Source organism: Streptomyces kronopolitis (genome assembly GCF_014646275.1).
Taxonomy (GTDB): domain Bacteria; phylum Actinomycetota; class Actinomycetes; order Streptomycetales; family Streptomycetaceae; genus Streptomyces; species Streptomyces kronopolitis.
Genome location: NZ_BMND01000011.1, coordinates 93,330 through 116,280, shown reverse-complemented (window position 1 = coordinate 116,280; position 22,951 = coordinate 93,330). Strand labels below are relative to the sequence as shown.

Here is a 22,951-nt window from a genome sequence, read left to right as displayed (position 1 = left end):
GACGAGTAGCGCCGTACGCAGCCAGCAGCGACCCGGGGACGGTGGAAGCCCGGGGGCGTGCGCGGCGTGAAGATCACCCCGGAGCCGCCGGAAGAAAGCCCGCACAGCACCCGCGGCGCGAGTAGAACCGGCAGCGCGACCCCAATGAGGGGGCGGTGCGACGGCACCGCCAAGGAGGGTGGTACCGCGGGAGCGCAGGCTCTCGTCCCTCCGGACGGAGAACGCAGCAGGTGTCCGCCCGGAGGAAGCCCCGATGAGTCCGCAGCCCCAGTACCGCCAGGTACCCGCCCAGGTAGACCTCCCCGCCCTCGAGCACGCGGTGCTCGAGTTCTGGCAGGAGCAGAAGGTCTTCGCCCGTACCCTCCAGCAGTCCGAGGGACGGCCCGAGTGGGTCTTCTACGAGGGCCCCCCGACCGCCAACGGCATGCCCGGCGCCCACCACATCGAGGCGCGCGTCTTCAAGGACGTCTTCCCCCGGTTCCGCACGATGCAGGGCTACCACGTCGACCGCAAGGCCGGCTGGGACTGCCACGGCCTCCCGGTCGAGCTGGCCGTGGAGAAGGAGCTGGGCTTCAACGGCAAGAAGGACATCGAGGCGTACGGCATCGCCGAGTTCAACGCCAAGTGCCGCGAGTCGGTGACCCGCCACACCGACGCCTTCGCCGAGCTGACGACCCGGATGGGCTACTGGACCGACCTGGACTCCCCCTACCGCACCATGGACCCCGACTACATCGAGTCGGTGTGGTGGTCGCTGAAGGAGATCTTCACCAAGGGCCTGCTGGTCCAGGACCACCGGGTCGCCCCCTGGTGCCCGCGCTGCGGCACCGGCCTGTCGGACCACGAGCTGGCGCAGGGCTACGAGACGGTCGTCGACCCCTCGGTCTTCGTTCGCCTCCCGCTGACCTCCGGCCCGCTGGCCGGCCGCGCCAAGCTCCTCATCTGGACGACCACCCCCTGGACCTTGATCTCCAACACGGCCGTCGCCGCCCACCCCGACGTCACCTACGTCGTGGCCACGGACGGCAGCGAGCAGCTGGTCGTCGCCGAGCCGCTGCTGGAGAAGGCGCTCGGCGAGGGCTGGCAGGCCACCGGCGAGTCGTTCACCGGCCGCGAGATGGAGCGCTGGTCCTACGAGCGCCCCTTCGACCTGGTCGAGCTGGAGGGCGCCAACATCGTCGTCAACGCCGAGTACGTCACCACCGACGACGGCACCGGCCTCGTGCACCAGGCCCCGGCCTTCGGTGAGGACGACCTCAAGACCTGCCGGGCGTACGGCCTGCCGGTGATCAACCCGGTCCGCCCGGACGGCACCTTCGAGGAGCAGCTGGACCTGGTCGGCGGCCAGTTCTTCAAGAAGGCCGACGAGACGCTGGTCGCCGACCTCGGCGCCCGAGGCCTGCTCTTCCGCCACCTCGCTTATGAGCACAGCTACCCGCACTGCTGGCGCTGCCACACCGCGCTGCTCTATTACGCCCAGCCGTCCTGGTACATCCGCACCACCGCCGTCAAGGACGCCCTGCTGCGGGAGAACGAGACCACCAACTGGTTCCCGGAGTCGGTCAAGCACGGCCGCTTCGGCGACTGGCTGAACAACAACATCGACTGGGCGCTGTCCCGCAACCGCTACTGGGGCACCCCGCTGCCCATCTGGCGCTGCGAGGACGACCACCTCACCTGCGTCGGCTCGCTCGCCGAGCTGACCGAGCTGACCGGCACCGACCAGTCGGACCTCGACCCGCACCGCCCGTTCATCGACGCGGTCACCTTCCCCTGCACCCACGAGGGCTGCACGCACACCGCGACCCGCGTCCCGGAGGTCATCGACGCCTGGTACGACTCGGGCTCGATGCCGTTCGCGCAGTGGGGCTACCCGTACCGCAACAAGGAGCTGTTCGAGAAGCGCTACCCGGCGCAGTTCATCTCCGAGGCCATCGACCAGACCCGCGGCTGGTTCTACACCCTGATGGCCGTCGGCACCCTCGTCTTCGACAAGTCCTCGTACGAAAACGTGGTCTGCCTCGGCCACATCCTCGCCGAGGACGGCCGGAAGATGTCCAAGCACCTGGGCAACACCCTCCAGCCGATCCCGCTCATGGACCGGCACGGCGCCGACGCGGTCCGCTGGTTCATGGCCGCCGGCGGCTCGCCGTGGGCCGCCCGCCGGGTGGGCCACGCCACGATCCAGGAAGTCGTCCGCAAGACGCTGCTGACGTACTGGAACACCGTCGCCTTCCAGGCGCTGTACGCCCGCACCTCGAACTGGGCGCCGTCCGCCGCCGACCCGGCCCCCGCCGACCGCCCGCTGCTGGACCGCTGGCTGCTCGGCGAGCTCAACAGCCTGGTCGAGCAGGTCACCGACTCCCTGGAGTCCTTCGACACCCAGCGGGCCGGCAAGCTGCTGTCCTCCTTCGTCGACGACCTCTCCAACTGGTACGTCCGCCGCTCCCGCCGCCGCTTCTGGCAGGGCGACGCGGCCGCGCTGCGCACCCTGCACGAGGTCATCGAGACCGTCACCCGCCTCATGGCGCCGCTCACCCCGTTCGTCACCGAGCGGGTCTGGCAGGACCTGGTCGTCCCGGTGACCCCGGACGCCCCGGACTCGGTCCATCTCTCCAGCTGGCCGGTCGCCGACAAGGCCGCCATCGACCCGGCGCTCTCCGCGCAGATGGCGCTGGTCCGCCGGCTGGTCGAGCTGGGCCGCGCCACCCGCGCCGAGTCCGGCGTCAAGACCCGCCAGCCGCTGTCCCGCGCCCTGGTCGCGGCCCACGGCTTCGCCACCCTGCCCGAGGACCTGCGGGCCCAGATCGCCGAGGAGCTCAACGTCAGCTCGCTGGCCGCGCTGTCCGACTCCGCCGGCCGGGAGGGCGGCGACTCCCTGGTCGACACCACCGCCAAGGCCAACTTCCGCGCCCTGGGCAAGCGGTTCGGCAAGGGGGTCCAGGCGGTGGCCAAGGCCGTCGCCGCCGCGGACGCCGCCGCCCTCTCGCTGGCCCTGCGCGAGGGCACCGCGAGCGTCGAGGTCGACGGGGAGACCGTCACCCTCGCCCCCGACGAGGTGATCATCACCGAGACCCCGCGGGAGGGCTGGTCGGTGGCCTCCGAGGCGGGCGCGACGGTCGCCCTCGATCTGGAGATCACCCCCGAGCTGCGCCGCGCGGGCCTGGCCCGTGACGCGATCCGGCTGATCCAGGAGGCCCGCAAGAACAGCGGTCTGGACGTCGCCGACCGGATCGCGCTGCGCTGGCAGTCCACCGACGAGGAGGTCCGCACGGCGCTGGCCGACCACACCGGCCTGATCTCCGACGAGGTGCTCGCCACGGACTTCGTGAACGAGCAGGGGTCCACCGAGGACGTGAACGGCTCCTACGGCCCCGAGTTCACCGACGAGGCCCTGGCCCTCACCTTCCGGCTCCGCAAGGTGTAACCGCGGGCACCGCCCGAACGAAGCCCCCCGGCGCACCGCACCGGGGGGCTTCGTCGTTCCCGCACCCTCCCGGCCGCCCGTCACAAGTCCACACAAAAGGGCCGGGCCCCGAAGGAATGTTCTTCCCTCGGGGCCCGGCCCTGATTGCCGACGGTGCGCGCTAGGCGGACGTCAGTTGTCGTCCTCGTCGATGAGGAAGCCGCGCATCGGCGACGGCGTCTGCTGCATCGGCTGCGGGCTCTGCGGCCGCACCGGAGCCATCGGCTGGGTCATCGCCGGCGACATCTGCTGCTGACCGCCGTAGGACGGACCGCCGCTGGACTGACCGGCCATGGAGTGGTTGCCCCCACCCATCGGCTGACCGCCGCCCATGGTGTGGTTGCCGCCCATGGCACCCGCACCGGCCGAGGCCATGGAGGGCGACGGCGGCAGCGAAGCGGTCGCCGGGGTCCGCGGCGGGGCCAGCGAGTCATCGGCCTGGTTCTCCAGCTGACGCAGCTGGCTCTCCAGGTACGACTTCAGCCGCGTGCGGTACTCGCGCTCGAAGCCGCGCAGGTCCTCGACCTTGCGCTCCAGCGTCGCGCGAGCCGACTCCAGCGAGCCCATCGCCACGCGGTGCTTCTCCTGCGCGTCCCGCTCCAGCGCGTCGGCCTTGGCGCGGGCGTCCCGCTCCAGGCCCTCGGCACGGCTGCGCGCCTCGCCGACGATCTTGTTGGCCTCGGAACGGGCCTCCGCGATCGCCTGGTCGGCGGTCTGCTGTGCCAGCGACAGCACGCGGGCCGCGCTGTCACCGCCCGGGCCGCCCTGCTGACCGGGGCCGGGCAGCTGGGGTCCGCCGGGACCGCCCATCGGGCCGCCCATGGGACCACCGGGACCCATCGGACCGGGGCCGTGCGGGCCCTGCGGGCCGTGGCCGCCGGGACCAGGAGGCAGCTGGGGTGCTCCACCGGGCAGTTGGGGAGGTCCACCCATCCCCTGCTGCTGCTGCGGCGGCACCGGCTGCGGACCGGATATGGCGGCGGGCACAGGGGCCCCGGGCCTCTGCTGCTGCTCCTGCTGCTGGTCCGGTCCCTTGCGCAGACCCTGCTGCTGCTGGTTCTGCGCGGCGGCGCGGGTGGCGGCCGCGAGCTTGGCGCGAAGGTCCTCGTTCTCCCGCAGGAGCCGGGTCAGTTCGGCTTCGACCTCATCGAGGAAGGCATCGACCTCGTCCTCGTCATAGCCTTCTCGGAGGCGGACGGTCGTGAACTGCTTGTTCCGCACGTCCTCGGGGGTCAACGGCATCTCTACTTCACCTCAACGTAGTCGTCGGCAATCGGCAAGACCGTATCGTTCACACCAACAACACCGACCTCACGACGGTGATCAGGATGTACACGATGATCATCAATACGAAGAAGGACAGGTCGAGCGCCACGCCCCCGAGACGCAGCGGCGGAATTACCCGCCGCAGAAGCTTGAGTGGCGGATCAGTGACAGTGTAGGCAGCCTCAAGAATGACCACCATCGCCTTGCCGGGTTGCCATGAACGGGCGAACTGGAACACGTAGTCCATCACCAGCCGGAAGATCAGCACGATCAAGAAGCAGTACAGCGCGATATAGATCACCTGACCAGCGACACTCATCTCGCGCGTCCCTCTCCCCTTGCTCCTGTGCGGACCCTACGGCCCTGGTGTGCCCGGTGTTGCGTCTCAGCTCTGGTTGAAGAACCCACCCTCTGCGATACGGGCCTTGTCCTCCGCCGTGACATCGACGTTAGCAGGAGACAGCAGGAACACCTTCTGCGTCACCCGCTCGATACTGCCGTGAAGACCAAACACCAAACCGGCCGCAAAGTCGACAAGTCGCTTCGCATCGGTGTCGTCCATCTCCGTGAGATTCATGATCACCGGAGTGCCCTCGCGGAAGTGTTCCCCGATGGTACGGGCTTCGTTGTAGGTCCGGGGGTGGAGTGTGGTGATGCGGTAGGGCTCCCGCTCGGACACAACCTTGGGCATGATCACCGGTGCGTTCTTCTCCAGATTTGGACGTTCGGGTGTGATGGATGACACGGGGGCGATTCGCGCGGGTCGTCCGCTTTCCACGGTGAGCGGGGCGGGTTCGCGTTGCGCCGGAGGTGTCACAGCACGGACGGGTTCCTCCCTTTCCGGGGGGATTTCGGGCTGAGCCTGGTGCTGTTGACGCCGCCCCCGATCGGGTTCCGGGTCAAGCTCGGGCTCGAACTCGTCGTCGGGGTCGAACCCCCGGCCGTCGTACCCATCGTCCTCCACGAGGCCGAGGTAGACCGCCATCTTGCGCATCGCGCCGGCCATTCTCTGCGTCCTCCGCTCTGTGGTGGATCGGCTCCGTCAGCAGGGGCCTTGGATCCACGCGGCCTGCCCGCTTGTGCGGGAATGACCATATTTTGTGCTGTGGTCCGACTTGCTTGGCGACGTTACCGGAGCCGTGGTCGGACTCCGAGTACCGCAGTGCCGACGCGCACATGTGTCGCCCCGGCCGCCACGGCGTCCTCAAGGTCCGCACTCATGCCTGCTGACACCATGTTGGCAGCAGGATGCAGCGTGCGCAGGTCGGATGACATTTCCATGAGGCGTTCGAAAGCGGTGAGTTCACGCCCGGCGTAGGGCCCGGCCAGCGGTGCGACGGTCATCACACCGTCCAGACGCAGCCCTTCGGCTCCGGCGATCGTCTCGGCAAGTGCCTCGACCCCGTCCGGCGCCACCCCGCCCCGCTCTCCCCGCTCCCCCGCCTCCGCGTCGAGCGCCACCTGGATCAGACAACCCAGCTCGCGCTCGGCGCGCACCGCCTCCTTGGAGAGGGCGGTGACGAGCCTGGCCCGGTCGACCGACTGAACAACTCCGGCATATCCGGCCACAGACCGCACCTTGTTCGTCTGCAATTGACCAACGAAGTGCCAAGTAAGTGACAAATCACCGCATTCAGCGGCCTTGGGAGCGGCCTCCTGGTCGCGGTTCTCCGCGACCTGGCGCACCCCCAGCTCCGCGAGCAGCCGTACATCGCTCGCGGGGTAGGTCTTGGTGACCACGATCAGGGTCACCTCGTCACGCGGCCGGCCGGCCTTGGCGCAGGCGGCGGAGATACGTTCCTCCACCTGTGCCAGGTTCTGCGCCAGCTGCGTCTTACGGTCGTCCGTCACCGCTCGGCCTCTCCCCGCCCCGGGCCGGGGGCGCCCCGAGCCATACGTAGCTCGCGAGCCGCCCCGTCGTCCGGTCGCGCCGGTAGGAAAAATGGTCCGCGGATTCGCGGGTGCAGATGTGGGAATCCTCACGCAACGGCACGCCCGCCGCGCCGAGTTGAGCCCGCACGCCCGCGGTGACGTCCACCGCGGGAGTGCCCCAGCCGGTGGTCGCCCGGGCCTCGGGCACCACCGCGGCGACCTCCTCGCGCATCGCCTCGGGCACCTCGTAGCACCGCCCGCAGATCGCCGGACCGGTGTGCGCGAGGATCCGCGAGGGCTCCGCGCCCCGCCGGACCATCGCCTCGACGACCGCCGGGACGACCCCGGCGACCAGCCCGGGCCGGCCGGCGTGCGCGGCCCCCGCCACCCCGGCGACGGGGTCGGCGAGCAGGACCGGGGTGCAGTCGGCCGTCAGCACGGCGAGCGCGAGACCCGGCCGGTCCGTCACCACGGCGTCCACCGCGGGGATGTCCCGGTCCGCCCACGGCCCGTCGACCACGGCGACATCCCGGCCGTGGACCTGGTTCATCCAGACCACCGCGGCCGGGTCGAGGCCGAGTTCCGCGGCGGCGCGCGCACGGTTGGCGTGCACGGCCCGCGGGTCGTCGCCGACCGCACCGCCCAGGTTGAGCTGATCGTACGGAGCGGCGCTCACCCCGCCCCACCTGTCGGTGAAGGCGAAATGCGCGCCGCTCTCGTGGTGCTGTTGTCCTATCACTTCGCTGCTTTACGTCACTTCAGGAAGTCGGGGACGTCCAGTTCCTCGGCCGCGGAGTCCGAGTACGGACGGGCCGGGGGAACCTGCGGGGTGCTCGCCGGGGGCGAGGGGATCTCGCCCAGCGAGGAGGAGGACTCGGCCGGGGCCGGCTCCTCGTCGCGCACGGGCACCGAACCCAGTCCGCCGAAGGACGACGAACGCGGCTCGGGCGGAGTGGCCGGACGGCTCGGGGCCGGGGCCGGCTCCTCGCGCTTCGCGCCGGACGCGGACGACGCGTCGCGACGGGCCGGCGGCTGGCCGCCGTCGAAGCCCGCGGCGATGACCGTGACCCGGACCTCGTCGCCCAGCGCGTCGTCGATGACCGCGCCGAAGATGATGTTGGCTTCCGGGTGTGCGGCCTCGCTGACCAGCTGGGCGGCCTCGTTGATCTCGAAGAGACCGAGGTCGGAGCCGCCCGAGATGGACAGCAGCACCCCGCGGGCGCCGTCGATGGACGCCTCCAGCAGCGGCGAGGAGATCGCCATCTCGGCCGCGGCCACCGCGCGGTCGTCGCCGCGCGCCGAGCCGATGCCCATGAGGGCGGACCCGGCCTCCGACATCACGGACTTGACGTCGGCGAAGTCGAGGTTGATCAGACCCGGGGTGGTGATCAGATCGGTGATGCCCTGCACACCCGACAGCAGCACCTGGTCCGCGGACTTGAACGCGTCGAGCACGCTCACCTGACGGTCCGAGATGGACAGCAGCCGGTCATTGGGGATCACGATGAGGGTGTCGACCTCTTCGCGCAGCTGGGCGATGCCGTCCTCGGCCTGGTTGGCGCGACGGCGGCCCTCGAAGGTGAACGGCCGGGTGACCACACCGATCGTCAGGGCGCCCAGCGAGCGCGCGATGTTGGCGACGACGGGGGCGCCGCCGGTGCCGGTGCCGCCGCCCTCTCCCGCGGTCACGAAGACCATGTCGGCCCCCTTGAGGACCTCCTCGATCTCCTCGCGGTGGTCCTCGGCCGCCTTGCGACCCACATCCGGGTTGGCGCCGGCGCCGAGCCCGCGCGTCATTTCGCGGCCGACGTCGAGCTTGACGTCGGCGTCGCTCATCAGCAGCGCCTGCGCATCGGTGTTGATCGCGATGAACTCGACGCCCTTGAGCCCGACCTCGATCATCCGGTTGATGGCGTTCACGCCACCGCCGCCGATGCCGACGACCTTGATGACTGCGAGGTAGTTCTGCGGTGCTGCCACGTCGAAGGCCTCTCGCCTCGAGTTACGTGTCGTCGCCGCACGTGCGTGTGGACGCCGACTGATGCCGATGGGACGGTTCGTATTGCCGACCCGAACCCTAACGTTGAAGTTTAGGGTTACCTGTGCCTGTGTTCCTTGGTTCCATAGTCCCTTTGGAACGAGACACTAAGTCGACAAGGCGCGCACGTTCAACGAACACGCCGAACCTCCCGTTTTTCTTTTCACCCTATGTGATCACCCATAGTCGTAGCCATCCAGGGTGCTGGCCTGCGACTACGCACGTCAACTCCCGGATACGGCAGGGGCGCTGGGCACCGAGACATCGAAGTGGCGCGCGTCACGCGCCGCTTTCACCAGCGCGGCCAGCACCTTTGCCTTTTCGGCGCCCTGTTCGCTGCTGCCCCAGGCGACAGTGCGGCCGTCCGCCAGTTCGAGGGTGACGGCGTCGTAGGACCGTACCCGGACCTTCCGGAGGTCCTTGCGCAGTGCCGCGGGCAGATCCCCGGCGACCTCGACGGCGGCGCGTCGCAGTCGGTCAGCTCCGAACTGATGCAGACTCGGAGAGTCGGACGCGGTCATTTCCAGAAGCGGAACACCCCGGGGGGCCGCTGCCACGGTGGCGAACCGAAGCCCTTCGGCGTCCACTTCGGCAAACTTTCTGCCCGCTCGCATCAGCAGTTCCGGCTTCCTTTCGGTCACTTTCAGACCGATTGTGTTCGGCCAGGAGCGCTCGACCTCCACGGTCTTGATGCGCGGCAGCCGGGCGCGCAGCCGGTGGGCCAGCGCCTCGGTGTCCACGGAGGCCAGCGGGGCGTTCATCGGGGCGTGCGCCGCGGCGACGACCTGGGCCGGCGTCAGCACCGCGGTGCCGGTGGCCCGGACGCGCTCCACCCGCAGCCAGTTCGAGGCGAAGAGCACCCAGACGCCGAACGCGCCGAGCAGCGCCGCGCCGACCAGGGTGATGATCAGACTGCGGCGGCCCGGCGCGCGGACGCGAAGGCGGACCCACCCGAATCTTCGCCGCGGGGGCGGCGCGGCGGAGGGCGGGCCGGACGTTGACTTCTGCTCGCCGCGCCGGGCGGTTGTCGGTCCGGCCACGCTCCCCTGCCTTCTCTCGTGCGCTACTTGTTTCGCTGCGCGATCGCCTCGTACACCATGCCGACCAGCAGCTCGTCGGCGTCCCGGCGGCCGAACTCGGAGGCCGCGCGCGACATCTCGTACAGCCGGTGCGGATCGGCCAGGACCGGGAGCACACTGCTCTGCACCCAGTCCGAGGTCAGCTGGGCGTCGTCGACCAGCAGTCCCCCGCCGGCGTTGACCAGCGGCTGGGCGTTGAGCCGCTGCTCGCCGTTGCCGATGGGCAGCGGGACGAACGCGGCCGGGAGCCCGACGGCGGACAACTCGGCGACGGTCATCGCGCCCGCGCGGCAGAGCATCATGTCGGCCGCGGCGTACGCGAGATCCATCCGGTCCACGTACGGTACCGGGACATAGGGGGGCATCCCGGGCATGTTGTCCACGTGCGGCAGTTCGTTCTTCGGGCCGACCGCGTGCAGGACCTGGATACCGGCGCGCTGGAGGGCCGGCACCGTGGCCTGGATGACCTCGTTGAGCCGGCGGGCACCCTGGGAACCGCCGGACACCAGCAGCGTCGGGAGGTTGGGGTCGAGGCCGAAGGCCGCCCGCGCCTCGGGACGGACCGCGGCGCGGTCCAGCGTGGCGATGGTGCGGCGCAGCGGGATCCCGACGTAGCGGGCCCCGCGCAGCTTGCTGTCCGGGGTGCTGACGGCGACGAACTTGGCGTAGCGCGAGCCGATCTTGTTGGCCAGACCGGGCCGGGCGTTGGCCTCGTGGACGATGATCGGCACCCCGAGCCGCTTGGCGGCCAGATAGCCGGGCAGCGCCACATAGCCGCCGAAGCCGACGACGCAGTCGGCCTTGGTGCGCTCCAGGATCTGCTCGGCGGCCTTGATCGTGCCGCGCAGCCGCCCGGGGACGGTGATCAGTTCGGGCGTGGGCTTGCGCGGCAGCGGTACGGCGGGGATCAGCCCCAGCTCATAGCCGCGCTCCGGGACGAGCCGGGTCTCCAGGCCCTTCTCCGTACCGAGTGCCGTGATCCCCACGGTGGGGTCCTGCCTCCGCAGTGCGTCCGCGAGGGCGAGCGCGGGCTCGATGTGGCCGGCGGTCCCCCCACCGGCGAGTACGACATGCACCGAAATTCACCGCTCTCCGGACGGTCGCTTCTTGACGCGCCGTCTCATCGTCTTCCATCTCACCCCAGCCGCTCTTCTACCGAAGACCGGCTTCCGCTTCGACCGGGCCGTCAACGCCGCCCGTGCTGCGGGCTCGTCACGCGCGAAGGCGATCAGCAGCCCGATGGCGAACATCGTCGGCAGCAGGGCGGAGCCTCCGTAGGAGAACAGCGGGAGCGGGACACCGGCGATCGGCAACAGGCCGAGCACCGCACCGATGTTGATCACGGCCTGCGCCGTGATCCAGGTGGTCACACCTCCCGCGGCGTACCGTACGAAGGGGTCCTCCGTGCGTCCGGCCACGCGGATACCCGCATAGCCTAGAGCCGCGAAGAGGGCGAGCACCGACAGCGTCCCCGCCAGACCCAGTTCCTCCCCGGTGATGGCGAAGATGAAGTCGGTGTGCGGTTCAGGGAGTTCTCCCCATTTTTCCATACTCGCACCGAGCCCGGAACCGAAGAATCCGCCGGACGCCAGCGCATAGATGCCGTGCACGGCCTGCCAGCACTGGTCGCCGGGGCCCGGATCGGTCGCGCCGATGCAGGCCAGCCGGGACATCCGGTTGGCGCTGGTCTTGATCAGCAGGGCCCCGATCAGCGCGGCGGCGCCCAGCACCCCCGCGAACAGCCGGGTCGGCGCACCGGCCAGCCACAGCAGCCCGAAGAGGATCGCCGTGAGAATGATCGCGGTGCCCATGTCCCCGCCGAGCATGATCAGCCCGAGCAGCAGGAAGGCCACCGGGATCAGCGGCACCAGCAGATGCTTCCACTGGGCCAGCAGTTTCTTGTCCTGCTTGCGGGCCAGCAGGTCGGCGCCCCACAGCACCAGCGCGAGCTTGCCGAACTCGCTGGGTTGCATCTGGAAAGGCCCGCCGAGGTTGATCCAGTTCTGGTTGCCGTTGACCGCGACCCCTATCCCGGGGATCTGGACCAGGCACATCAGGAACACCGAGCCGGCCAGCAGCGGGTAGGCCAGCGCGCGGTGCAGCCGGACCGGCATCCGGGAGGCGGCCAGCAGCAGCCCGCCGCCGAGCACGGCCGCGAGCAGCTGCTTGCGGAAGAAGAACGACGGGGCCAGGCCGGACTGCAGCGCCTTGATCTGGGACGCCGAGTAGACCATCACCAGGCCCAGGACGGTGATCAGCAGGCTGCCGCCGAGGATCAGGTAGTAGGCGGTCAGCGGGCGGTCCCAGGCCCGCTGCACCCTGACCAGGAGGCCCCGGGGGCCACCCGGGGTGCGGGGGCCGCGCGGTCCCCGCAGCGTGGCGGGGCGGCGCGGCACGCGTGCGGGGGCCGCCTTCGGCGATCGGGCCGTCATCCTCGTCCCCTCCACAGGTGCGCGCGCCGGCCGGTCCCGGCGGCGGCGGGGAGAAACGGTCTAGTGATCCCGTGCGGTCAGCTCGCCGACCGCGTCGGCGAAGGCCTCGCCCCGCTTGTTGTAATTGACGAACATGTCCATCGAGGCACAGGCCGGGGCCAGCAGGACGGTGTCGCCCGGCTCGGCCAGACGGGTCGCTTCCCGGACCGCCTCGGACATCGCCCCAGTGTCGGTCCGGTCGAGGTCGACCACCGGGACATCGGGGGCGTGTCGCGCCAGGGCTTCGCGAATCAGCGCCCGATCGGCGCCGATCAGCACCACCCCGCGCAGCCGGGCCGCGGACTTCTGCACCAGCTCGTCGAAGGTCGCGCCCTTGGCCAGGCCGCCGGCGATCCACACGATGTGCGGGTAGGCGGCCAACGACGCCTCGGCGGCGTGGGTGTTGGTGGCCTTGGAGTCGTCGATGTAGGTGACGCCGGCCAGGTCCGCGATGTGCTGGATGCGGTGGGCCTCCGGGTGGAAGGCGCGCAGTCCGTCGCGGACGGCGGCCGGCCCGACGCCGTAGGCACGGGCCAGCGCCGCCGCCGCGAGGGCGTTGGCGATGTTGTGCGGGGCGGGGGTCCCGGAGCCGGGGGCGATGTCGGCGACCTCGGCGAGTTCCTGGGCCTGCTTCTGCCGGTCCGCCACGAAGGCACGGTCGACGAGGAGGCCCTCGACGACACCGAGTTGGGAGGGGGCCGGGGCGCCGAGGGTGAAGCCGATGGCGCGGCAGCCCTCCTCGACGTCGGCCTCGCGCACCAGGTCCTCGGTCGCTTGGTCGGCCACGTTGTAGACGCAGGCCACGGTGTTGCCCTCGTAGATCCGGCCCTTGTCGGCCGCGTACGCCGCCATGGAGCCGTGCCAGTCGAGGTGGTCGGGGGCGAGGTTGAGGACCGCGGCGGAGTGCGCGCGCAGGGACGGCGCCCAGTGCAGCTGGTAGCTGGAGAGCTCGACGGCGAGCACGTCGTAGGGGCGCGCACCGTCCTTGCCCTGGCCCAGGACGACATCGATGATCGGGGTGCCGATGTTGCCGACGGCCGTGGTGTGCAGGCCCTCGGCCTCCAGGATCGAGGCCAGCATCCGCACGGTGGTGGTCTTGCCGTTGGTGCCGGTGACCGCGAGCCAGGCGGCGGGCGGCGCTCCCGTGACGGTCTCGCGCAGCCGCCAGGCGATCTCCACGTCGCCGACCACGTCCACCCCGGCCGCGGCGGCCGCCGCGAACAGCGGGCTGTCCGGCTTCCAGCCGGGCGAGGTCACGACCAGGTCGGTGCCCTCGGGCAGGGTCGCGCCGTCGCCGAGGCGGACGGCGATCCCCGCCGCCTCCAGCTCCCGCGCGGCCGCCCGCTGCTTGTCCCCGTCGCCGCCGTCCACGACGGTGACGCGGGCACCGAGGCCGGCCAGCGCGCGGGCGGCACTGATGCCGCTCACGCCCAGACCGGCCACGGTGACGTGCTGGCCGGCGAACCCCGCGGAGCCGCCGGCCGGGTCGTGCGTGGTCACTTCGCTGCCTGCCAACCGCCATAGAAGATGCCAAGTCCGACGATGACGCACATGCCCTGGATAATCCAGAATCTGACCACGACAAGGACTTCGGACCACCCCTTGAGCTCGAAGTGGTGCTGTAGTGGCGCCATCCGGAAGACCCGCTTGCCGGTCAGCCGGAACGAGCCGACCTGGATGACCACGGACATGGTGATCAGGACGAAGAGGCCGCCGAGGATGGCCAGCAGCAGCTCGGTGCGGGAGCAGATCGCCAGACCGGCCAGCGCGCCGCCCAGGGCCAGCGAGCCGGTGTCGCCCATGAAGATCTTGGCGGGTGAGGTGTTCCACCACAGGAAGCCGAAGCAGGCACCCATCAGGGCCGAGGCGACGACCGCGAGGTCGAGTGGGTCCCGTACCTCGTAGCAGGCCGGTCCCGCGGTGATCGGGGTGGCGCAGGACTCCTGGTGCTGCCAGATGCCGATGAAGGTGTACGCGCCGAAGACCATCACCGAGGCGCCGGTGGCCAGGCCGTCGAGGCCGTCGGTGAGGTTCACGCCGTTGGACATCGCCAGGATCATGAACAGCGCCCAGATCACGAAGATCACCGGGCCGATCTGCCAGCCGAAGTCCTGGGTGAAGGACAGCCGGTCCGAGGCCGGGGTCTGTCCGCGCAGGTCGGCGAATTGCAGCGAGAGCACCGCGAAGGCGATGCCGACGATCAGCTGGCCGGCCATCTTGGCCTTGGCCCGCAGGCCCAGCGAACGCTGCTTGACGATCTTGATGTAGTCGTCGAGGAAGCCGACCAGGCCCATGCCGGCCATCAGGAACAGCACCAGCACACCGGAGAAGGTGGGGTCGCTGCTCGTGATCACCTTGGTCAGCACATAGGCGATGATCGTGGCCAGGATGAAGGCGATACCACCCATGGTGGGCGTACCGCGCTTGCTGTGGTGATCGCGCGGGCCGTCATCGCGGATGAACTGCCCGTACCCCTTTTTGGCCAGCAGTTTGATCAGCAGCGGGGTGCCGATCAGGGTCAGGAAGAGCCCGATCGTTCCGGAGAAGAGGATCTGCTTCATCGAGTTCATCGGGACGCGGCCCCACCCTCGGCGCCCGCGGTGCCCAGCGGCCCCGCGTCGTCCAGCAATGCTGCGGCGACCCGCTCCAGCCCCACCGACCTGGACGCCTTCACCAGCACGACATCTCCCGGCCGCAGCTCGCTGCGCAACAGGTCGACCGCCGCCCGCGCGTCGGACACGTGCACCGACTCCTCACCCCACGAACCCTCGTTCTTGGCGCCCATGTCGAGCCACGCCGCTTCCGCGCCGCCGACCGCCACGAGCTTGCTGACGTTGAGCCGGACGACCAGGCGTCCGACCGCGTCGTGTTCGGCGAGCGACTCCTCGCCGAGCTCGGCCATCTCACCGAGCACCGCCCACGTACGCCCGCCCTTCGCCTTGGCGGCTGCGCCCATGGCGACCAGCGCTCGCAGCGCCGCTCGCACGGACTCGGGATTCGCGTTGTAGGCGTCGTTGACGACCGTCACGCCGTCCGCGCGCTCGGTGACCTCCATACGCCAGCGGGAGAGCGTGCCGGCTTCGGAGAGCGCGGAGGCGATCTCGTCGACGGGCATGCCCAACTCATGGGCTACGGCGGCCGCGGCGAGCGCGTTCGACACGTGGTGCTCACCGTACAGCCGCATGGTCACATCGCTGCACCCGGAGGGTGTGTGAAGCGTGAAGGCAGGCTGACCGAGTTCCGTGAGACGGACATTCTCGGCGCGCACCGCGGCGTCCGCGGCCTCACCGAACAGCACCGTGCGGGCCGTTGTGCGCACCGCCATGGCACGCACGTACGGATCGTCGGCGTTGAGCACGGCGATACCGCCCTCGTCCGCGGACGGCAGCGCCTCGACGAGTTCGCCCTTCGCCAGGGCGATCTGCTCGCGGCCGCCGAACTCGCCGATGTGCGCGGAGCCGACGTTGAGCACGACACCGACCCTCGGCGGGGTCAGCCCGGCGAGGTAGCGGATGTGGCCGACGCCGCGGGCGCCCATCTCCAGGACGAGATGACGGGTCGTCTCCTCGGCGCGCAGCGCGGTCAGCGGCAGCCCGATCTCGTTGTTGAGGTTGCCCTCGGGCCAGACCGTGGGGCCGTGCCGCTGGAGCAGTTGGGCGATCAGGTCCTTGGTGCTGGTCTTGCCGGCCGAGCCGGTCAGCCCGACGACGGTGGTACCGAGCCGCTCCACGACGGCGCGGGCGAGCGCGCCGAGGGCGGCGGTGGGGTCGTCGACGACGATCGCGGGGACGCCCACGGGGCGGGCGGCCAGGACGGCCACCGCGCCGGCCTCGACGGCTCCCCGGGCGAAGTCGTGGCCGTCGGCGCGTTCCCCGGCGAAGGCCACGAACAGGGCGCCGGGCCGCACCGCGCGGGAGTCGGCCACGACCGGTCCGGTGACCTCGCGGCCGTCGTCCGGTATGTCGTACTGCTGCCCGCCGACAATGCTCGCGATCTCGGCGAGCGACAGGGAGATCACAGGTCACCCCCGTCGCGGGGCGGGCGGTGACGATAAGCGGATTGTGCGCGCATGGAGGTGTGTCATCCCTGGTGGTTCGGCTGCGGTGACTGCTGCGACTGCTGTGACGTCTGAGAGCCCTCGATGGCGGCGCGCAGCACCTGGCGGTCGTCGAAGGGGCGCACCACTCCGGCGATGTCCTGGCCCTGCTCATGGCCCTTGCCCGCGACGATGACGGTGTCGCCGGGCTCGGCGCGGGCGACGGCGGCGGCGATGGCGATGGCCCGCTCCTCCTCGACCAGCACCGTGCCGCGCTCGTGGATCGGCACCTCGGCGGCGCCCGCGAGCATGGTGGCGAGGATCGAGAGCGGGTCCTCGTTGCGGGGGTTGTCGGAGGTCAGGATCGCGGTGTCGGCGAGCCGGGCCACCGCGGCACCCATCGGGCCGCGCTTGTGCGGGTCGCGGTCGCCGCCGCAGCCGAGCACGGCGTGCAGCTTGCCGTCGGTGACCTTGCGCAGGGCGCGCAGAACCGATTCGACGGCGTCCGTCTTGTGGGCGTAGTCGACGACCGCCAGATACGGCTGGCCGGCGTCGATGCGCTCCAGGCGGCCGGGGACGCCGGGGACCGCGGCCACGCCGTCGGCCGCGGTCTGCGCGTCGATGCCCGCGACGACCAGCGAGACGATCGCGGCGAGCGCGTTGGCGACGTTGAACGGTCCGGCGATCGGCGAGGCGGCGCGCACGGTCACGCCGTCCGGGCCGTGCACGGTGAAGGTCGAGCCGAGGGCGCCGACCTCGACGTCCGCGGCGCGCCAGTCGGCGTCCGGGTGGCCCTCCGCGGAGAAGGTGGTGACCGGGACCTCGGACTCGCCCTCGGCCAGGCGCTTGCCGTACTCGTCGTCGAGGTTGACCACGCCGGCGCGGCTGCGGGCCTTGGTGAAGAGCTGGGCCTTGGCCTGGAAGTAGTCCTCCATCCCGGAGTGGAACTCCATGTGCTCCGGGCTGAGGTTGTTGAAGATCGCGACGTCGAAGACGCAGCCGTCGACCCGGCCCAGGACCAGGGCGTGGCTGGAGACCTCCATGGCGACCGCGCGGACCCCGCGCTCGCGCATCACGGCGAACAGCGCCTGGAGGTCGGTGGCCTCGGGGGTGGTGCGCTCCGACTTGATGCGCTCGTCGCCGATGCGGGTCTCGACGGTGCCGATCAGGCCGGTGGGGCCGCCGTCGGGGCGCGCGGCCGCGGCGGCCCGCAGGCCGCCCTCGATGAGGTAGGCGGTGGTGGTCTTGCCGGAGGTGCCGGTGATGCCGATCTGGAGCAGGTCCTCGCCCGGTGCCCCGTAGATCGAGACGGCCAGGGCGCCCATCCGCGCGCGCGGGTTCTCGACGGAGAGGACCGGCAGGCCGGTCGCGGCGGCGCGGTCGGCACCCGTCGGGTCCGTCAGGATCGCGGCGGCGCCGAGGTCGGCGGCCTGGGCGACGAAGTCGGCGCCGTGCAGACGGGCGCCGGGCAGCGCGGCGTAGACGTCACCGGGGCGTACCGCCCGGGAGTCGTGGGTGATGCCGGTGACCATGACATCGGCGTGGCCGGCGTCGGGGGCCGGGCATCCCAGCTGCTCGGCGAGGTCCGCCAGGAGGGTGGGGCGGACGCGTTCAGGGCGGGGGGCTCCCGGGTAGGTACCGGGACCGGCCTTCTCGGCGTGCTGGGCTTTCGGGGACTGATCAGCGTGTGACACGGCGGTGAGCGTACCGGGCACAGCGGGCCCGGGGCGAAGTGAGGGCGGTGGAGGGGCGCAGTTCCCCGGGATGGGGGTGCCGTCGGGGGTGCCGTCTGGGGTGATGGTCGTCACGGCGGAATTGCCTCGATTTCATTGGCCTGGCGTGAAGGTGACCGGCAGCCGCGGGGGCTCGGCTCCGGTCGGCGGTACCTGGAGGGTCTTCAGCGCGAACGCCATGACCCGCTGGTAGATCGGGCCGCAGACCTGACCGCCGAAATAGCTGCCCGCGGTGGGGTTCTGGACCGCGCAGTAGACCGTGATGCGGGGCTTGTCTGCGGGGGCGAAGCCGGCGAAGGAGGCGGTGTAGCCGTGGTAGCGGCCGGTCTTCGGGTCCACCCGGTTGGAGGTGCCGGTCTTGCCGCCGACCCGGTAGCCGTCGATCTTCGCCTTCGCGCCGGTCCCCTCGTCGTCGTCGACCACCGATTCGAGCATGGTCGCCAGCGTGGTCGCGGTCTTGTGGCTGACCACCCGGTTCCTGGCCGGCCTGGGCGCCGCGGTGAACTTCCCGTCGGGGCCGGTGGTGCCGCGGACCAGGGTGGGGGCGATCCGCTCGCCGCCGTTGGCGATCGTGGAGTAGACGGAGGCGGCCTGTACGGCGTTGAGCGACAGCCCCTGGCCGAAGGGGATGGTGAACTGCTGCGAGGTGTTCCAGTCCCCCGGCCTGGCCAGGATGCCGTCGGTCTCGCCGGGGAAGCCGAGCCCGGTGGGCCGCCCGATCCCGAACTTCCGCAGGTAGGAGTAGAGGACCTGGTTGGCCTGCGGCTGAGTCTTGCCGAGCTGCCCGGCCGCGAGGATCGTGCCGATGTTGCTGGACTTGGCGAGCACGCCGTTGAGCGTGAGGTGCCAGGTGGCGTGGTCGACGTCGTCGGCGAACAGCCGGTCGCCGCGGTGCAGCCGGTTGGGCACGGTGACCCGGGTGGCCGGGGTGGCGACGCCCTGCTCCAGGACGGCGGCCAGCGACATCAGCTTGCTGGTGGAGCCCGGCTCGAAGGCGTCGGACAGCGCGGCGTTGCCCAGCGACTCCGGCTCGGCCTTCGCCACGTCGTTGGGGTCAAAGCCGGGCGCGTTGGCGAGCGCGAGGATCTCGCCGGTGCGGCTGTCCTGGACGACGACGTAGCCGCGGTCGGCCCGGGAGGCGGCGACCTGCTCGGTGATGGCCTGCTGGGCCGCCCACTGGATGTCCCGGTCGAGGGTCAGCTCGACGTCGCTGCCGGGGACCGCGGGGTGTTCCTGGGTGTCGGCGGTGGGCACCCGGCGGCCGCCGGACTGGGCGTAGATCAGCTTGCCGTCCTTGCCGGCCAGCTGCCGGTTCAGGCGTGCCTCCAGCCCGCCGCCGCCCTTGCCGTCGCTGCCCACGAAGCCGAGGACGCCGGAGGCGAGGTCCTTGTTGGGGTAGAGGCGCTTGCTGTGCTTGTCGGCGAAGATCCCGACCAGGACGTCGGGGCGGGGGGCGCGCTTGGGGGCGGCGGCCGCACCGGCGTCGAGGCGGGCGCGCAGGTCCTTGATCTTCTTCCAGACCTGCGGGCTCTGCTGCCGGGCGAGCAGCACATAGCGGGCCTTGGGCTGGTCGAGCTTGCGGGCGAGGGTGGCCTTGTCCTGGCCGAGGATCGGCGCGAGCAGCGCGGCGGCCCGCTGCGGCGCACCGCCGGTCTTGATCTTGCCGGGCGCCAGCAGGCTGGGGTCGGCGGTGATGTCGTACGCGTCGACGGTGGTGGCGAGGTCCACGCCGTTGCGGTCGGTGATCGCGCCGCGCTCGGCGGCCAGGGTGACCGGTACGTAGCGGTTCTCGTTGGCCCGGGCGGCGTACGCCGAGGCGTCCACGGCCTGCACCTGGAAGAGCCGGACGACGAAGACCAGCATGATCAGCGTCAGCCCGAGGGCGATGAGCCGCAGGCGGGGGCGGGGGCTGCCGAGGCGGAGCGCCGGCTGCCCGGGGCGGGCGGCGGGGCGCCGGGCCCCGGATCGCTGTGCGCCCGGCTTGGGGCGCGGGCCGGGTCTGCGGCCGGCGGGCGGGCGGGCGGTGCGGCCGGCTCCCTGGCCGCCGCGCTGGGCGGGGCGCGGCACCCGGCGGGGATCCCTGGGCTCGGTCATGCCGCGGTCACCTGCCGGCGGTCGTCGGGGAGGGGGCGGCGGCGCCGGACGGGGCGCGCAGGGCACCGACCACCGGGGCGTCCTCCGGTCCCGCCGCCCCGGCGCCGGCCGGGAGGGGCGGTGCGGAGGATCCGGTGCGGCCGGGGGCGGACAGCGCCGAGGGCTCGGCGGAGCTGCTCAGCGGCGCCCCCGTCGACGTGGCCTTGCCGGGCCGCCCGCGGACCGTGCCGTCGGGGAGCAGGAACGCCGGGGCGCCGCCGGGCACCATCCCCAGCCTCCGGGCGCGCCGCTCCAGCGCGTCCGGGGCGGAGTAGGCGTCCACGTCCTGCTGGAGGGCCTGCTGCTCGTCCGTCAGCTCGTCGGTCTTCTTCTCCAGCTTGCTGAGCTCGAACGAGCCCTGGTTGAGCGCGGAGTTGAGCAGCAGCAGGGTGATCAGGCCGGAGCCGAGCAGGACGACGATCAGGAACACGAACGGCGTGCGCGCCGCCGTGCCCCGGCCACCGGCCCCGGAGGGGAGCAGCGCGGCGAGGCGGTACTGCCTGCCGCGCGGGCTCCCCCGGCCTTTCATGCGGTGTCCTCGATGTGCTCGCGGATGCGCTCCGCGCCGCGCAGCCGGGCCGGGGCCGCGCGGCGGTTCTCGGCGACCTCCTCCTCCGTGGGGAGCTCGGCGCCGCGGGTCAGCAGCTTGAGCCGGGGCTGGTAGCGCTCGGGGACGACCGGCAGCCCGGGCGGCGCCGTATTGGCGGCGCCGGCCGCGAAGACCTGCTTGACCAGCCGGTCCTCCAGCGAGTGGTAGGCGAGCACGGCGATCCGGCCGCCCACCGCGAGCGCCTTCACAGCCGCCGGAACGGCCCGCTCCACGCTCTGCAGCTCGCCGTTGACCTCGATGCGCAGGGCCTGGAACGTGCGCTTGGCGGGGTTGCCGCCGGTGCGCTTGGCGGCCTGCGGCAGCGCGTCGCGGATCAGCTCGACCAGCCGCGCGCTGTTGGTGAACGGCTCCTTGGCGCGCTCGCGCACGACGGCCTCGACGATCCGCTTGGCCTGCTTCTCCTCCCCGTAGGAGCGCAGGATCCGCACCAGCTCACCGGGCGCGTAGGTGTTGAGGACCTCCGCCGCGCTGATGCCGGTCGTCTGGTCCATCCGCATGTCCAGCGGGGCGTCCTGCGCGTAGGCGAAGCCGCGGTCGGCCTCGTCGAGCTGCATGGAGGAGACCCCGAGGTCGAAGAGCACACCCTGGACGCGCGGGGTGCCGAGCCGGTCGAGGACCTCGGGCAGCTCGTCGTAGACGGCGTGCACCAGGGTGGCGCGCTCCCCGTACGGGGCGAGCCGCTCGCCCGCGAGCTTCAGGGCGGAGGGGTCGCGGTCGAGGGCGATGAGCCGGGCCGCGGGGAAGGTGGCGAGCAGCGCCTCGCTGTGGCCGCCGAGGCCGAGCGTGCAGTCGACGACGACCGCGCCGGGCTCGGCGAGCGCGGGGGCGAGCATGTCCAGGCACCGCTGGAGCATGACGGGGACGTGGCGGGTGCTGCCGTTCATCCGGCGGCTCCGCCGCGCTCGGTCCGGCCGCCCGCGCGAAGCGCGCACTTCTTCCTGTTTCGCTCGCTCATGTGCCTTCCGATGGGCTGGCGGCAGGAGGGTCCCCGGCCGCTGGCTGGGGGATGCCGCACGTACCGCTTGGTCCCCGCCCGCTCTGAAGGGGAAGTGGCCCTCCGGCGACGGGGAAGTGACGTCGGAAGACCATGGGAGCGGGAGGAGGCCGAGCCGTACGTACGACGCGCGCACGCGAGGAATTCCGGTATCCAAGGAGAGCGTCACGCCTCCCACTTCGCGCCACTTTAGTCCACCTGCCGTCCCGGTCAATCAACCGGTTCCGCGCGTCCTGCGACGGCTTTGCCGCGGCCTTTCCCACCGGCTTCCCGCGGGCCGCTCACCCGGACGGCGGAGGAACGGACGGGCCTGTGGGTTACCTCACAAGGGGTGATGTCGCCCCCTATGCCCCGCCTCTTGCACGGCCGGAAGGGGCGGCGCCGATTACGGTGTTTGCATGCCCATACCTGCATCGCAGCCGCTGCCCCCGTCCTCCGACAACGCCGCCGAGGGTGCCGGCGGCACCGTCACCGACAGTCTCGTCGAGGCCAACCAGCGCTATGCCGCGTCGTTCACGGACCCCGGGATGGACGCCCGGCCGGTGCGTCGGGTCGCCGTGGTCTCCTGCATGGACGCCCGGATCGACCTGCACGCCGCGCTCGGCCTGAAGCTCGGCGACTGCCACACCATCCGCAACGCCGGCGGCGTGGTCACCGACGACATCATCCGGTCCCTGACGATCAGCCAGCGGGCGCTCGGCACCCGCTCGGTCGTCCTCATCCACCACACCACCTGCGGTCTGCTCGGCCTGACCGAGGACTTCCGCCACGATCTGGCGGCCGAGGTCGGGCAGCGCCCCACCTGGGCGGTCGAGGCGTTCAAGGACCTCGACGAGGACGTGCGGCAGTCGATGCAGCGGGTGCGCACCTCGCCCTTCCTCCCGCACACCGACGATGTCCGCGGCTTCGTCTTCGATGTGACGACCGGTCTGCTGCGGGAGATCGACCCGCAGGACTGATGTGCGGGACCGCCCCCGGCCGATCGGGCCGGGGGCGACCGGGGGGCCGGGGGTCAGGGGCCGGGGGCCAGGGGTGGCCGGGGCCGGGCCGGAAGGCCGGTTTCGCCCCGAAGGCCGGGAAAGCCGGAACATAACCTTGTGAGTTATCCACAGGTCATGACGCGAGGCCGCGCGGGCGGCAAGAATGCGTACGTGGCGTCGTCCCGGCCGTGTGGCCGGGTGCGATGCGCGTTTTCGGGGTGGGCCGGGTCCGCAGTGGGGCCCCTGCCCGTGGCACGGGGCCGAGGAGGGCCG

Annotated in this window: 18 protein-coding genes; 2 read left to right on the top strand and 16 right to left on the bottom strand. The window is 71.5% G+C overall.

What is annotated here, in order from left to right:
- Positions 1-253 precede the first annotated feature (253 nt).
- Positions 254-3,427, top strand: coding sequence for an isoleucine--tRNA ligase (gene ileS / locus IEY78_RS14845; protein ID WP_189098363.1), 3,174 nt, complete (start codon positions 254-256; stop codon positions 3,425-3,427).
- Positions 3,428-3,598: 171 nt separating this feature from the next.
- On the opposite strand, the gene IEY78_RS14840 is transcribed toward ileS, so the two are convergent.
- The 16 genes from IEY78_RS14840 to rsmH form a co-directional block, all read right to left on the bottom strand.
- Positions 3,599-4,708 carry a DivIVA domain-containing protein gene (locus tag IEY78_RS14840; protein ID WP_189098361.1) on the bottom strand — a complete coding sequence of 370 codons (1,110 nt, stop codon included), beginning with the start codon at positions 4,706-4,708 and terminating at the stop codon, positions 3,599-3,601.
- Between the two features lie 49 nt (positions 4,709-4,757).
- Complete coding sequence (locus IEY78_RS14835; RefSeq protein WP_030415214.1) at positions 4,758-5,051, bottom strand: YggT family protein; 294 nt, start codon at positions 5,049-5,051, stop codon at positions 4,758-4,760.
- 66 nt (positions 5,052-5,117) lie between these two features.
- The gene (locus IEY78_RS14830; protein WP_006606158.1) at positions 5,118-5,738 is read right to left on the bottom strand and encodes a cell division protein SepF; all 621 of its coding nucleotides are present in this window, start codon (positions 5,736-5,738) and stop codon (positions 5,118-5,120) included.
- Positions 5,739-5,860: 122 nt separating this feature from the next.
- Positions 5,861-6,583: a YggS family pyridoxal phosphate-dependent enzyme gene (locus IEY78_RS14825; protein ID WP_189098359.1), complete on the bottom strand. Its 723-nt coding sequence runs from the start codon at positions 6,581-6,583 to the stop codon at positions 5,861-5,863.
- Positions 6,567-7,343, bottom strand: coding sequence for a peptidoglycan editing factor PgeF (gene pgeF, locus IEY78_RS14820; protein WP_189098357.1), 777 nt, complete (start codon positions 7,341-7,343; stop codon positions 6,567-6,569). The genes IEY78_RS14825 and pgeF overlap by 17 nt, the downstream gene beginning before the upstream one ends.
- Positions 7,344-7,357: 14 nt before the next feature.
- A complete protein-coding gene (ftsZ, locus tag IEY78_RS14815; protein WP_189098355.1) occupies positions 7,358-8,584 on the bottom strand; it encodes a cell division protein FtsZ in 1,227 nt (408 codons plus the stop codon).
- A 282-nt stretch (positions 8,585-8,866) separates the two neighbouring features.
- Positions 8,867-9,682, bottom strand: a complete 816-nt coding sequence (locus IEY78_RS14810; protein WP_189098353.1) for a cell division protein FtsQ/DivIB — start codon at positions 9,680-9,682, stop codon at positions 8,867-8,869.
- Positions 9,683-9,705: 23 nt separating this feature from the next.
- Positions 9,706-10,797 carry an undecaprenyldiphospho-muramoylpentapeptide beta-N-acetylglucosaminyltransferase gene (gene murG / locus IEY78_RS14805; RefSeq protein ID WP_189098351.1) on the bottom strand — a complete coding sequence of 364 codons (1,092 nt, stop codon included), beginning with the start codon at positions 10,795-10,797 and terminating at the stop codon, positions 9,706-9,708.
- A 6-nt stretch (positions 10,798-10,803) separates the two neighbouring features.
- Positions 10,804-12,153, bottom strand: a complete 1,350-nt coding sequence (ftsW, locus tag IEY78_RS14800; RefSeq protein ID WP_189098349.1) for a putative lipid II flippase FtsW — start codon at positions 12,151-12,153, stop codon at positions 10,804-10,806.
- Positions 12,154-12,213: 60 nt separating this feature from the next.
- Positions 12,214-13,707 carry a UDP-N-acetylmuramoyl-L-alanine--D-glutamate ligase gene (gene murD, locus IEY78_RS14795; protein WP_373294157.1) on the bottom strand — a complete coding sequence of 498 codons (1,494 nt, stop codon included), beginning with the start codon at positions 13,705-13,707 and terminating at the stop codon, positions 12,214-12,216.
- Positions 13,689-14,753, bottom strand: coding sequence for a phospho-N-acetylmuramoyl-pentapeptide-transferase (gene mraY, locus IEY78_RS14790; RefSeq protein ID WP_189098347.1), 1,065 nt, complete (start codon positions 14,751-14,753; stop codon positions 13,689-13,691). Before mraY ends, murD begins: the two co-directional genes overlap by 19 nt.
- A gap of 5 nt (positions 14,754-14,758) precedes the next feature.
- On the bottom strand, positions 14,759-16,210 hold the full coding sequence (locus tag IEY78_RS14785; protein WP_189098345.1) for a UDP-N-acetylmuramoyl-tripeptide--D-alanyl-D-alanine ligase: 1,452 nt from the start codon (positions 16,208-16,210) through the stop codon (positions 14,759-14,761).
- A 62-nt stretch (positions 16,211-16,272) separates the two neighbouring features.
- Complete coding sequence (locus IEY78_RS14780; RefSeq protein ID WP_373294156.1) at positions 16,273-18,036, bottom strand: UDP-N-acetylmuramoyl-L-alanyl-D-glutamate--2,6-diaminopimelate ligase; 1,764 nt, start codon at positions 18,034-18,036, stop codon at positions 16,273-16,275.
- Between the two features lie 18 nt (positions 18,037-18,054).
- Positions 18,055-20,055, bottom strand: coding sequence for a peptidoglycan D,D-transpeptidase FtsI family protein (locus IEY78_RS14775; RefSeq protein ID WP_189098343.1), 2,001 nt, complete (start codon positions 20,053-20,055; stop codon positions 18,055-18,057).
- A gap of 7 nt (positions 20,056-20,062) precedes the next feature.
- Positions 20,063-20,623: a cell division protein FtsL gene (ftsL, locus tag IEY78_RS14770; protein WP_189098341.1), complete on the bottom strand. Its 561-nt coding sequence runs from the start codon at positions 20,621-20,623 to the stop codon at positions 20,063-20,065.
- Positions 20,620-21,588, bottom strand: a complete 969-nt coding sequence (gene rsmH, locus IEY78_RS14765) for a 16S rRNA (cytosine(1402)-N(4))-methyltransferase RsmH (RefSeq protein ID WP_189098339.1) — start codon at positions 21,586-21,588, stop codon at positions 20,620-20,622. Before rsmH ends, ftsL begins: the two co-directional genes overlap by 4 nt.
- A gap of 508 nt (positions 21,589-22,096) precedes the next feature.
- On the opposite strand from rsmH, the gene IEY78_RS14760 reads away from it, so the two are divergent.
- On the top strand, positions 22,097-22,657 hold the full coding sequence (locus tag IEY78_RS14760) for a beta-class carbonic anhydrase (protein ID WP_189098337.1): 561 nt from the start codon (positions 22,097-22,099) through the stop codon (positions 22,655-22,657).
- Positions 22,658-22,951 lie beyond the last annotated feature (294 nt).